Genomic DNA, 12531 nt, shown 5'->3' with positions numbered 1-12531 from the left:
ACCCATGACTGGTGAGCACCCGGCTCTGGCGCTGCGCGGCCTCGCGAAACGGTTCGACGGCAAGGTGGCGGTCTCGGGCGTCGACCTCGACGTCCCGGCCGGTTCCTTCTACGGCCTGCTCGGCCCGAACGGCGCCGGCAAGACCACCACGCTCTCCATGGCGGTCGGGCTGCTCCGGCCCGACGCCGGTCAGGCCTGGGTCCTCGGTCAGGACGTCTGGGGCGACCCGGTCGCGGCGAAGCGGCTGCTCGGTGTCATGCCCGACGGGGTGCGGCTGTTCGACCGGCTCAACGGCGCGGAGCTGCTCGCGTACACCGGTCTGCTGCGCGGCATGGACCCGGCCGTTGTCGACCAGCGGGCGGCCGAGCTGCTCGACGTGCTGGCGCTCACCGACGCCGGCCGCACGCTCGTGGTCGACTACTCGGCCGGCATGAAGAAGAAGATCGGCCTCGCCTGCGCGCTGCTGCACGGGCCGCGGCTGCTCGTGCTGGACGAGCCGTTCGAGGCGGTCGACCCGGTCTCCGCGGCGCTGATCCGGGACATCCTCCAGCGCTACGTGACGAGCGGCGGCACGGTCGTCTTCTCCAGCCACGTCATGGAGGTCGTCGAGCGGCTCTGCTCGCACGTGGCGATCCTCGCCGAGGGCGCCATCAAGCGGGTGGGGACGCTCGACGAGGTCCGCGGCAAGCGTTCGCTCGAGGACGTCTTCGTCGAGGTTGTGGGCGGCCGCACGGCGACCGGCGAGGAGCTGGCATGGCTGTCCAACTGACCGGGCAGGCCGCGCCGGTGCGCCGCGTCTCCGCGCAACACTTCGTCCGGCTCAAGCTGCGGGTGATGGGCAACAACTTCCGCGGGCAGGGCTGGCGGGTCGCGCTCTTCCTGGGCGGTGTGCTGGTCGGGCTGTGGTTCGCGGCCAGCGGGTTCTTCCTGTTCGCCGCGCCCGGCCTGGCCGACACCGACCGCTACGCGCTCATGGTCGCGTCGCTCGGCGGCGCCCTGCTGGTGCTCGGCTGGCTGCTGCTGCCCCTGGTCTTCTTCGGGGTGGACGAGACGCTCGACCCGGCGCGCTTCGCCCTGCTGCCGCTGCCGCGCCGGACGCTGGTCACCGGGCTCTTCGCGGCCGCCCTGATCAGCGTGCCGGTGGTCGCCGTCCTGCTCGCGGTCTGCGGTCTCGTGCTCACCGCCGGGGTGCTCGGCGGCTGGTCGGCCGCGGTGGTCGAGCTCGTCGGGGTGCTCGCCGGTCTGCTGCTCTGCGTGGCGGCGAGCCGGGCGGTGACCAGCGCCTTCGCCACCATGCTCCGGTCCCGGCGGGTCCGCGACCTGGCCGCCGTGCTGCTCGCGGTGACCGCCGCGCTGCTCGGTCCGCTGCAGGTCTTCGGGCTCGCCGCGCTCCGCGAGACCGACTGGACGCGCCTGACCGGGTTCGCCGAGGTGGTGGGCTGGACGCCGTTCGGCGCGCCGTGGACGGCCGGCATCGACGTGGCGCAGGGCCGGGCCTGGGCGGCCCCGGTCAAGCTGCTGATCACCGCGCTGGCCCTCGGCGCGCTGCTGCTCTGGTGGTCCCGGTCGCTGGAGTCGGCGATGGTCGGTGCGGCGACCGCCGGCCCGGCCCCGACGACGCGCGGCGTCGCGGGCGGCGCCGTCGCCCAGCTCTTTCCCCGGGCCGCCGGCTGGGCCCGGCGTGACCGCTTCGGCGCGCTGGTCGCCCGCGAGTGCCGCTACTGGTGGCGGGACGCCCGGCGGCGGGCCAACCTCATCACGATCGCGGTCGTCGGCATCTTCGTGCCGGCGATGGTCAACCTCGGCGGCGCCGGTTTCGCCCTGGACGACGAGGGAGGGCTGGCGGCCGTCGACGGCACGGCGTCACCCGTGGTGGTCAGCCTGTCGATGCTCTTCGTCGGCGTGATCGCCTCGGTCACCCTGGCCAACCAGTTCGGGTTCGACGGCAGCGCCTACGCGGCGCACCTGGTGGCCGGCGTGCCCGGCCGACTGGAACTGCGCGCCCGCTACGCCGCGTTCTCCGTCTACGTGCTGCCGATGCTGACGGTCGTCGCCGTGGCCATCCCGCTGGTGCTCGGCGAGCCGTCCTGGATCGCCATGACCGCCGGCAGTCTGGTGGCCGCGTACGGTGCCGGGCTCGCGGTGACCGGTTTCGTCTCGGTGCTCGGGGCGTACTCGCTGCCGGAGTCGAGCAACCCGTTCGCGCTGAACACCGGCGCCGGGATGGCGAAGGGCGCCCTCAGCATGCTGGCGATGCTCGCCGCGGGGGTGGCCGGTGTGCCGGTCGTGCTGGCGGCCGCACTGCTCGGCGACGCCTGGCTGTGGCTGGGTCTGCCCTTCGGCGCCGCCTACGGCGTGGCCGCGGCGCTGCTTGGCAGCTATCTGGCGGGGGACGTGCTGGACCGGCGGCAGCCCGAGCTGCTGGCGACGGTCACCCCGCGCCGCTGAGGCCGGGCGCCGCCCCGGGCCGGTGACGCCGGGGCGGCACCCGTTCGGTGGCGTGCCCGGCGAACGCGGGCGCCGGCGCCCGGCCGGTCGCTACGGTGCGGGAAGCCGACGAGGAGCAGTCGCCATGAGCACCCACACGCGCTACCGCACGGTGGTGGTCGACGGCCTGTCCATCTTCTACCGCGAGGCCGGTCCAACCGACGCGCCCGTGCTGCTGCTCCTGCACGGGTTCCCGTCCTCGTCCCGCATGTTCGAACCGCTGCTCGCCCGGCTCGTCGACCGGTTCCGGCTGGTCGCGCCCGACTATCCGGGATTCGGGCACAGCGACGCCCCCGAGCCGGGCCGCTTCGCGTACACCTTCGACCGGATCGCCGAGGTGATGGCGCGCTTCGTCACCACGATCGGTGTCGAGCGCCATCTGCTGTACGTCCAGGACTACGGCGGCCCGGTGGGCTTCCGGATTGCCCTCGCGGACCCGGGCCGGCTCACCGGCCTCGTGGTGCAGAACGCGGTGGCGCACGAGGTCGGGCTGGGACCGCTCTGGGACAGCCGCCGGGCGTACTGGCGCGACCGGGCGGGGCACGAGGCGGCCGTACGCCAGAACTTCCTGTCCCTCGACGCCGCGCGCACCCGGCACGTGGGCGACGACCCGGATCCCAGCGGTACGACCCGGACCTCTGGACCGACGAGCACGCCTTCCTCAGCCGGCCCGGGCAGGCCGAGATCCAGCTCGACCTCTTCCACGACTACCGGACGAACGTGGCGTCGTACGGCCGGTGGCAGGAGTGGCTGCGCGCCAACCGGCCGCGGCTGCTCGTCCTGTGGGGCCGCTACGACACCTCGTTCCAGGTGGCGGAGGCGGAGGCGTACCGGTCGGACGTGCCGGACGCCGAGGTGTACGTCCTGGACGGCGGCCACTTCGTGATGGACACCCGCGCCGACGAGGTGGCCTCGCTGGTCCGCGGCTTCGCGTCCGCCGGCGGCTGAGCGGATGCCGCGGGCAGAATGTTTCACGTGAATCATGAGCCGGGCGCCGAGATCCACCACACCGACCCGTTCGCCGTGCCGGCCGGTCAACGCTCCCCCGTACGCCGGCTGAGGGGCCGGCTGGCGTCGCCCGTGACGCTGTGGACGGCGCCCGGGCCCGCCGGGCTCACCGTCTCCTCCACGCTCGTCGCCGAGGGCGAGCCGGATCGGCTGCTGGGCCTCGTCGACCCCGAGTCCGACCTCTGGGCGGCCGTCGAGGGCGCGGGCCGGTTCGCGGTGGCGCCGCTCGCCCCGGCGCACCGCCAGCTCGCCGACCGGTTCGCCGGCCTCTTCCCGTCGCCGGGCGGGCTCTTCGCCACCGGCGACTGGACCGACACGCCGTACGGGCCGGTGCCGGCCGACGCCGGCGGGTGGACCGGCTGCCGGCTGGACGCCGCCCGCGAGTACGGCTGGGCGCTGCTCGTCGAGGCGACCATCGAGGCGGTCGAGCTGGTCGAGGAGACCGAGCCGCTGCTGCACTACCGGGGCCGTTACCGGGAGCTGACCTGACGGGCACCGACCGCTGAGCGAAGTGACCTGAGTCACTCGGCGCAGCCAGCCCGCCGTTCGGCGCATCCGCCGACCGGCGCCGATCTCGGCCTTCCCCGCCGGGGAGCGCGCTTTCTACCGTGCGCGGAAAATCCCCGACGCCTGTGAAGGTGGTGATCCACAGATGTCCACGGACACACCCGCGCCGGCCGCGTCCGCACCGGACCGGTATTCGGCCGTTGCACAGTCGGACGAGTTCGCCGGGTTGCGTCGCACCCTGCGCGGCTTCGTCTTCCCGATGACCGTCGCGTTCTTCCTGTGGTACGCGCTCTACGTGATCCTGTCCGCGTACGCCCGGGACTTCATGGGCACGAAGCTCTTCGGCAACGTCAACGTGGCGCTCGTCTTCGGGCTGCTCCAGTTCGTGTCCACGTTCCTCATCGCCTGGCTCTACTCCCGGTTCGCCGACCGGAAGATCGACCCGGTCGCCGACCGGATCCGCGCCGAGGTGGGGGAGGTGAACCATGAACACGGTCCTCGCGGCTGAGGCGGGTGACACGACCGCCCGCAACCTCACGATCACGCTCTTCCTCGTCTTCGTGGCCATCACGCTGGCCATCACCGTCTGGGCCAGCCGGCAGACCAAGACGGCCACGGACTTCTACGCGGGCGGCCGGTCCTTCTCCGGTTTCCAGAACGGCATGGCCATCGGCGGCGACTACATGTCGGCCGCCTCGTTCCTCGGCATCGCCGGCCTCATCGCCCTCTACGGCTACGACGGCTTCCTCTACTCGATCGGCTTCCTGGTCGCCTGGCTCGTGGCATTGCTGCTGGTCGCCGAGTTGCTGCGAAACTCGGGCCGCTACACGATGGCCGACGTGCTGGCGTTCCGGATGCGCCAGCGTCCGGTGCGTACGGCCGCGGCCGTCTCGACCATCACCGTGTCGATCTTCTACCTGCTGGCCCAGATGGTGGGCGCCGGCGCCCTCGTGGCACTGCTGCTCGGCATCCGGCCGGGCACCACGTTCCTCGGCATGGACGCGGACGCCGCGAAGATCGCCACCATCATCATGGTCGGCGCCCTGATGATCATCTACGTCACGGTGGGCGGCATGAAGGGCACCACCTACGTGCAGATCGTCAAGGCGTTCCTGCTCATGGGCGGCGCCATCGTCATGACGCTGCTGGTGCTCGCCAAGTACAAGTTCAACCTCTCCTCGCTGCTCGGCGACGCCGCGTCCTCCTCGGGCAAGGGCGCCGCGTTCCTCGAACCGGGGTTGCGCTACGGCGTCGAGGTGGCCGGCAACTCGACGCAGACCTTCTACAACAAGATGGACCTGCTCTCGCTGGGCATCGCCCTGGTGCTCGGCACGGCGGGCCTGCCGCACATCCTGATCCGCTTCTACACCGTCCCGACCGCCCGCGCCGCCCGTAAGAGCGTCCTGTGGGCGATCGGCATCATCGGCGCCTTCTACCTGCTCACGCTGGCCCTCGGCTTCGGCGCGGCGGCCCTCGTGGGCGGCGAGGCGATCACCGCCCAGGACAAGGCCGGCAACACCGCGGCGCCGCAGTTGGCCGAGGCGCTCGGCATCGACTTCCTCGGCGGCGACCTGGGCGGGGCGACCCTGCTCGCGATCATCGCCGCGGTCGCGTTCGCGACCATCCTGGCGGTCGTCGCGGGCCTGACGCTGGCGTCCTCGTCGAGCCTGGCACACGACTTCTACGCCAACGTGCTCAAGAACGGGCAGGCGTCGGAGCGGCAGGAGGTGAACGTCGCCCGGATCTCCGCGCTGGTGATCGGCGCGATCTCGATCGCGCTCTCCATCTTCGCGCAGAACCTGAACGTGGCGTTCCTCGTGGCACTCGCGTTCGCGGTGGCCGCGTCCGGCAACCTGCCGGCGATCCTCTACAGCCTGTTCTGGAGGCGGTTCAACACCTCGGGCGCGGTCTGGGCCATCTACGGAGGTCTGCTCGCCGCGGTGGTCCTCGTGTTCTTCTCGCCGGTCGTCTCGGGGGCGCCCACGGCCATGTTCCCCGACCACGACTGGCAGTGGTTCCCGCTGTCCAACCCGGGCCTCATCTCGATTCCGTTCGGGTTCCTCTGTGGCTGGATCGGCACCGTCATCTCCAAGGAGCGCGACGACGCCAAGTACGCCGAACTGGAGGTGCGCAGCCTGACCGGGGCCGGCGCGCACTGAGCAACCGCCGGGCGGACCGCGCCCGGCTGCGGGGCCCCTCCGACACCGGAGGGGCCCCGACGCGTACGCCGGCGACCGCCGGGACTCGACGGGAAGCGGAGGCGCGGCCGGCCACGTCGCACCGTTCACGCTGAGTAGGCTGAGCGGTATGAAGGTCGCTCCCCGTTTCGGCACCGGTCATCGCATCCTCGTCACCGGCGGCGCCGGTTTCGTTCCGTCGCACCTGGTGGACGCGCTGATCGCGCGCGGCTGCACGGTCGTCGCGGTGGACAACTTCGTCACCGGGTCGAAGGAGAACGTCGCCCACCTGCTGGACACGCCGACCTTCACGCTCGTCGAGGCGGACATCGCCGACGGGCTGCCGGCGCACCACCCGGCGCTGGCCGAGCGGTTCGACGCGATCCTGCACATGGCCTCCCCGGCCAGCCCGACCGATTTCGAGAAGCTGCCCGTCGAGATCCTCCGGGTCGGCTCGGTGGCCACGCTCCACCTGCTGGACCGCGCCGTCGCCGACGGCGCCCGGTTCCTCATGGCGTCCACGTCCGAGGCGTACGGGGACCCGAAGGAGCACCCGCAGCGCGAGACGTACTGGGGCAACGTCAACCCGATCGGGATCCGCAGCGTCTACGACGAGGCCAAGCGCTTCTCGGAGGCCGCCACGATGGCCTACCACCGCAGCCGCGGGCTCGACACCGCCATCGTGCGGATCTTCAACACGTACGGCCCGCGCATGCGGCCCGACGACGGCCGCGCCATCCCCACCTTCATCGCCCAGGCGCTGCGCGGCGACCCCATCACCGTGCACGGCACGGGCAACCAGACGCGCTCGATCTGCTACGTCGAGGACCTCGTCCGCGGCATCCTGCTGCTGCTCGACTCGACCGAGACCGGCCCGATCAACTGCGGGACCGAGCACGAGATGACGATGCGGCAGCTCGCCGAGACGATCGTGTCGCTCTGCGGCAGCAGCTCCGAGGTGACCTATGTCACCCGCAGCGCCGACGACCCGGAGATGCGCCGGCCGGACCTGACGCTCGCGCGCGAACTGCTGGGCTACGAGCCGGCGGTGGCGCCCGAGGACGGCCTCCGCCGCACGATCGAGTACTTCCGCGGCCGGGTCGGCTAGGGCCCGTCCTGGGCGCGACGCCGGAAGCTGGGCGTCGCCTGAGGGCGACATTGGCCGGGGCTACGTACCCTGAGTTACATGTCAGCCACCTCCTCCGCCGGCCTCCCGCACCCGTACCTGCACCGCAGCTCCGGGCGCGCGTCGGTGCCCGGCTCCGCCCGCGGCACGTCCGGACGCGCCCGACCGTCCGACGCGAGCTGGTATCCGTCGTACGACGAGCAGCCGCAGGGTGGCGGGCCGGCCGGCCCGTCCGGGCCCGTGGGCCCCGGCGGCCCGGGTGGCGGCGGGCGGCCCGGTGGGCGCGGCCCGCGGCCGCGGTGGGGGCGGATCGGCCTGGTGGCCGGGATCGCGGTGCTGGTGCTGGCGCTGCTCGGCGGTGTCGGTGCGTGGCTCTACGTGCGCAACCTCGACAACGACCTGGCCCGCACCGACCCGTTCGCCGAGATCACCGGCGGGCGCCCGGCCAAGCCGGTGGAGGGCTCTCTCAACATCCTGCTGGTCGGCAGCGACTCCCGGGACCCGGACGCCCCGGTCGACCAGGCGGGCAAGTGGCGCGCCGACACGGTCATCGTGATGCACATCCCGGCCGACCACCAGGCGGCCTACCTGGTCTCCATCCCGCGTGACCTGTACGTGCCGATCCCGGAGAGCGCCGGCGCCGACTGCGGCTCGGGCCGCCGGGCGAAGATCAACGCGGCGTTCGCGTTCGGTGGGCTGCCGCTCGCGGTACGCACCGTCGAGTGCTTCACCGACGTCCGTCTGGACCACGTGATGGCGATCGACTTCGCCGGGTTCAAGCAGGTCACCGACGCGCTCGGCGGCGTCGACCTGAACGTCGAGCGGACGATCACGTCGATCCACAAGCCGTACCGCACGTTCACCAAGGGCAAGAACCACATGAACGGCACCGAGGCGCTGGACTGGATCCGGCAGCGCAAGCAGTTCCCGGACGGCGACTTCGCGCGGATGCGCCACCAGCAGGAGTTCCTGCGCGCGCTCATGGACAAGGCGGCCAGCAGCGGCACCCTGAGCAACCCGAAGAAGCTGAACGACTTCCTCCGGTCGGTGACCGACGCCGTGACCGTCGACCGCGACTTCTCGTTGGTCGACATGGGGGTCGAGTTCCGCAACCTGCGGGGCGAGAGCCTGACGTTCATCACCAGCCCGAACACGGGCAGCGACACGATCGACGGCGAGTCGGTCGTGGTCTCCGACCGGGAGAAGGCGCTGGCGATGTACCAGGCGATGTCGGCCGACACGATGGCGGACTGGGTGAAGGCCAACCAACCGAAGAACGGCAACGGCGGCTGACGAACCGCCGCGGGCGCTGACAGCGACGAATACGTCAGGCGGTGAAGAACTTTCCAGTTGCTGAAAGGCGATGACCTTCCGGTCGCCCTCACACCGGCCGATCGGTCAATATCTACGGTGACCTTCCGGGTAACGGCACTTTGCCGTCTGACGAACTCGCCAGGACCGGAAAGTGTCCGTACAGTGGTCCCGCCCCCTGATCACGCGAGCTGGAGCACGCATGCCGGTTCAGACCAGCCGTCGCCCTCCGTCGCTGGACTCCAAGCGCCCGCCCGGCGGGTCCGCTGTCATACCGTCGCAGGCCCGCACGCGTGGCGGGGCCGACCCCGCGCCGCCGAAGAAGCGGCCGCGGCGCAAGGACCCGCTCTGGGCGCGGCTCACCGTCGTCGCGGGCGCGGTGCTGATGTTGACCAGCGGCGTCGCCATCGTCGGCAGCAAGGCGCTGATCAGCCAGGCGACCGGCAACATCGCCCAGCGGAACCTGCTCGGCGACGCCGGCAAGACCGACGCCGAGGGCGGCGCGAGCCTCGACGGCCCGATCGACATGCTGCTGCTGGGGGTGGACGCCCGGGAACGATGGGCGGCCGACGACGTCCGATCGGACTCGATCATCGTCCTGCACATCCCGGCCACGCACGACCAGGCGTACCTGATCTCCGTCCCCCGGGACACCGAGGCCCACATCCCGGCGTTCAAGAAGAGCGGCTGGCAGGGCGGCACCGACAAGATCAACGCGGCGTTCCAGATCGGCGCCCGCAACGGCGGCGGCTGGGAGGGCGGCGCCCAGCTCATGGCGCAGACCATCAAGAACCTCACGGGCGTGAGCTTCGACGGCGCCGCGATCATCAACTTCGGCGGCTTCAAGAACGTCATCGACACCCTCGGCACGGTGCGGATCTGCGTCAAGCAGGAGGTCAAGTCGCACCACATGTCGTACGTCGACGGCAAGCCCATGTGGAACGCGGACGCCAAGAAGACCGGCAAGCCGATGACCCCCGTGGTGCACAAGAAGGGCTGCCAGGAGATGGAGGGCTGGGCCGCGCTCGACTACGCCCGGCAGCGCTACGGCCTCGCCCAGGGCGACTACGACCGGCAGGCCAACCAGCAGCAGCTCATCAAGGCGATGGCCAGGAAGGCCACCGACAAGGGCATCCTGACCAACCCGCTGAAGCTCCAGCAGCTGGTCAAGGCCGCCGGCAAGGCGTTGGTCCTGGACGTCAACGGGGCGTCCATCGAGAACTTCGTCTTCACCATGCGCGGCGTCACCGCGAACGAGCTCACCATGCTCAAGACGAACAACGGCACCTTCAACGGCAACGGCAACGGCCGGGAGGAGCTCAGCCCCGAGACGTTGCAGATGTTCCAGGCGGTCAAGCAGGACAAGCTGGCCGAGTTCGTGTTCAACCACCCCGAGGTCATCTCCAACCGGAAGTGATCAAGCCCAAAGTCGGCGAATCGGACCAGCTCCGGCGGTACCGCTCGTAGCCTGACGTGAGCAGGTCTCACGTATCGGCTCCGGGGAGGGGACACGTCCAGGTCGGGCCGGGACGGCGCGGAGGGGGCCGAGGCGGATGCCGGGGCCACCCGGCCGAGGCGCGCCCGGTGGCCGCGGATCCTGATCGGGATCGGCCTGACCCTCGTGGTGCTGGCCGGGATCGCCGTGTTCGGCCTCCACACGCTCACCGACCGCTACGACCGTACGGTCGCCCGCGAGGAACTGCTCGACCCCGGCGCCCGCACCGAGCGGCCGAACCTCTCCGGCCCGCTGAACTACCTGCTGATCGGCACCGACAAGCGGCCCGGTGACACCACCTCGGAGCAGCGCGCCGACACCATCCTCATCGTGCACGTGCCGGCCGGGCTGCGGGAGGCGTACCTGGTCTCCATCCCCCGCGACCTGCTCGTCGCTATTCCCGCCGGCAACGGCTACGGCGGCGGTCAAGACAAGATCAACGCGGCGTACGAGCACGGGGGCGGGGGACGGCCCGGCGCCCAGTTGCTGTCGGCCACGCTCAGCCGGTTGACCGGGATCCGCTTCGACGGCGCCGCCCTGGTCGACTTCGCGGGGATCAAGAAGGTGATCGACCTGCTCGGCGGGGTCCGGATGTGCGTGGACAGCGAGGTGCGCTCGATCCACACCAACCGCGTGTTCAGTCCCGGGTGCCGGCAGATGACCGGCGCCGAGGCGCTGGACTACGTCCGCCAGCGCTACGACCTGCCCGGCGGCGACTACGACCGGCAGCGCCACCAGCAGCAACTGCTCCGGGCACTGCTGGACCGTGCCGGCGAGACGAACCTGCGCAACAACCCGATCAAGCTGGACCAGGTGATCCGGGCCGTGGGCGGGTCGCTGACCGTGGACAGCAACGGCGTACCCCTGGAGGACCTGGTCCTCGCGCTGCGCGGGCTGCCCGCGAACGCCCTCCAGGGCGTACAGGTGCCGTCGTACCCGCAGCTCATCGACGAGACGTCGTACGTCGTGCTCGACAACGGGGGGAACGGCCTGTTCGACGCGGTCCGCGGCACCCGCATGCCCGACTGGGCCCGCGCCAACCCGCGGTGGGTCATCCGGCTGTGAGCGGCGAGACCGGCCGGTCCGCGCCGAACCGCTCCGGGAGGATCTAGGCTTGGTAGCCGTGTTCGGACCCCAGGTACCCACCATGACCGTGACCGAGATCGACGACGCCACCTACCTGCTCGACGTCCGGGAGGACGACGAGTGGGCCGCCGGGCACGCGCCCGACGCCCACCACCTCCCGATGATGGAGCTGCCGGCCCGGCTGGCCGAGGTGCCGACGGACCGCGACGTGGCGGTCATCTGCCGCTCCGGCGGTCGTTCGGCGCAGGTCGTCGCCTACCTGACGCGCAACGGCTGGGAGCAGGTGCGCAACGTCGAGGGCGGCATGGGCGAGTGGGCTGCCGCCGGTCGGCCCGTGGTGGGCGAGGACGGGCAGCCGGGCCGGGTGCTCTAGGGCGCGCGATGGGCGACCGACCCCTGGTCTTCGCGCACCGCGGCGCCTCCCACGACCTTCCCGAGCACACCCTCGCGGCCTACCTGCGGGCCCTCGCGGAGGGCGCCGACGGGCTGGAGTGCGACGTCCGGCTGACCCGGGACGGTCACCTGGTGTGCGTACACGACCGCCGCCTCGACCGCACGAGCAACGGTCGGGGCGTGGTCAGCGCCCGCACCCTCGCCGAGCTGGAGTCGCTCGACTTCGGCTCGTGGCACCCGGGCTGCGTACCGGACGACGGGGACGAACCGCCGGACGAGTCGCGCACCCGCCTGCTCACGCTGGAACGGCTCCTCGACGCCGTGCTGTCCGCCGGCCGACCGGTCCGGCTGCTCATCGAGACCAAGCACCCGACCCGGTACGGCGGCGACGTCGAACGGCGGCTCGTCGCGCTGCTGCGCCGGTACGGGCTCGCCGAGCCGCGGCCGGGCGACCCGGTCCAGGTCACCGTGATGTCCTTCTCGGCGCTGGCCGTGCGCCGGATCCGCGAGCTGGCGCCGACGCTGCCCACCGTGCTCCTGCTGGAGGTGCTGCCGCGCTGGCTCCGGCTGGGCCGGCTGCCCTTCGGCACGCGCATCGCGGGGCCGGGCATCGGCCTGGTCCGGGCCCGCCCGCGGCTGCTGCCGGCGCTGCGGGCGGCGGGCAACGAGGTGTACGTCTGGACGGTGAACGAGCCGTCCGACCTCGATCTCGTCCTCGCGGCCGGCGTGGACGGGATCATCACGGACCGGCCCGCGCACACACTGGCCCGCCTCGGCCGCTGAGCGGCGGGCCACGCCGGCCGAGTGCGGCACATGATCGCGCTCAAACCAGAAAGTAGTGGGCTCCCCGCGCCGGGAGGCCACTACTTCCCGGATCGAGCGCGATCTTCGGATCAGGAGCGTGACCGCCCGGCGGGCGGGTCGGCGAAGCCGGCAGGCGG

11 protein-coding genes and 2 pseudogenes are annotated in these 12531 nt (G+C 71.8%); all 13 read left to right on the top strand.

Translation table 11 applies throughout. The annotated features are described in order from the left end of the window. Window positions 1–4 precede the first annotated feature (4 nt). A complete protein-coding gene (locus ACSNOA_RS02970) occupies window positions 5–769 on the top strand; it encodes an ABC transporter ATP-binding protein (RefSeq protein WP_436655953.1) in 765 nt (254 codons plus the stop codon). Continuing rightward, window positions 754–2448, top strand: coding sequence for an ABC transporter permease (locus ACSNOA_RS02965; protein WP_436655951.1), 1695 nt, complete (start codon window positions 754–756; stop codon window positions 2446–2448). The genes ACSNOA_RS02970 and ACSNOA_RS02965 overlap by 16 nt, the downstream gene beginning before the upstream one ends. Before the next feature lie 124 nt (window positions 2449–2572). Further along, window positions 2573–3046 (top strand): annotated as a pseudogene (locus tag ACSNOA_RS02960) (alpha/beta fold hydrolase); the annotation flags it as partial. Window positions 3047–3207: 161 nt separating this feature from the next. Next, complete coding sequence (locus ACSNOA_RS02955) at window positions 3208–3435, top strand: alpha/beta fold hydrolase (RefSeq protein ID WP_436656215.1); 228 nt, start codon at window positions 3208–3210, stop codon at window positions 3433–3435. A 12-nt stretch (window positions 3436–3447) separates the two neighbouring features. Continuing rightward, a pseudogene (locus ACSNOA_RS02950) lies at window positions 3448–3984 on the top strand (flavin reductase family protein); the annotation flags it as partial. 163 nt (window positions 3985–4147) lie between these two features. Beyond that, window positions 4148–4510 (top strand): DUF485 domain-containing protein, encoded by a 363-nt coding sequence (locus ACSNOA_RS02945; protein ID WP_436655949.1) that lies wholly within the window; start codon window positions 4148–4150, stop codon window positions 4508–4510. Next, window positions 4488–6161 carry a solute symporter family protein gene (locus tag ACSNOA_RS02940; protein WP_436655947.1) on the top strand — a complete coding sequence of 558 codons (1674 nt, stop codon included), beginning with the start codon at window positions 4488–4490 and terminating at the stop codon, window positions 6159–6161. Before ACSNOA_RS02945 ends, ACSNOA_RS02940 begins: the two co-directional genes overlap by 23 nt. A gap of 148 nt (window positions 6162–6309) precedes the next feature. Next, a complete protein-coding gene (locus tag ACSNOA_RS02935; RefSeq protein WP_436655945.1) occupies window positions 6310–7287 on the top strand; it encodes an NAD-dependent epimerase/dehydratase family protein in 978 nt (325 codons plus the stop codon). A gap of 78 nt (window positions 7288–7365) precedes the next feature. Then, window positions 7366–8598: an LCP family protein gene (locus ACSNOA_RS02930; protein WP_436655943.1), complete on the top strand. Its 1233-nt coding sequence runs from the start codon at window positions 7366–7368 to the stop codon at window positions 8596–8598. Between the two features lie 220 nt (window positions 8599–8818). Next, on the top strand, window positions 8819–10033 hold the full coding sequence (locus tag ACSNOA_RS02925; RefSeq protein ID WP_436655940.1) for an LCP family protein: 1215 nt from the start codon (window positions 8819–8821) through the stop codon (window positions 10031–10033). A gap of 204 nt (window positions 10034–10237) precedes the next feature. Further along, the gene (locus tag ACSNOA_RS02920) at window positions 10238–11176 is read left to right on the top strand and encodes an LCP family protein (protein ID WP_436655938.1); all 939 of its coding nucleotides are present in this window, start codon (window positions 10238–10240) and stop codon (window positions 11174–11176) included. A gap of 58 nt (window positions 11177–11234) precedes the next feature. Next, complete coding sequence (locus ACSNOA_RS02915; protein ID WP_436655936.1) at window positions 11235–11570, top strand: rhodanese-like domain-containing protein; 336 nt, start codon at window positions 11235–11237, stop codon at window positions 11568–11570. Window positions 11571–11578: 8 nt separating this feature from the next. Beyond that, window positions 11579–12373: a glycerophosphodiester phosphodiesterase gene (locus ACSNOA_RS02910; RefSeq protein ID WP_436655934.1), complete on the top strand. Its 795-nt coding sequence runs from the start codon at window positions 11579–11581 to the stop codon at window positions 12371–12373. The last annotated feature ends 158 nt before the right edge of the window (window positions 12374–12531 follow it).

The organism is Micromonospora sp. URMC 103 (assembly GCF_051386435.1).
In the GTDB taxonomy this organism is placed as follows: domain Bacteria; phylum Actinomycetota; class Actinomycetes; order Mycobacteriales; family Micromonosporaceae; genus Micromonospora.
This window is presented reverse-complemented; position numbering and strand designations above follow the sequence as displayed.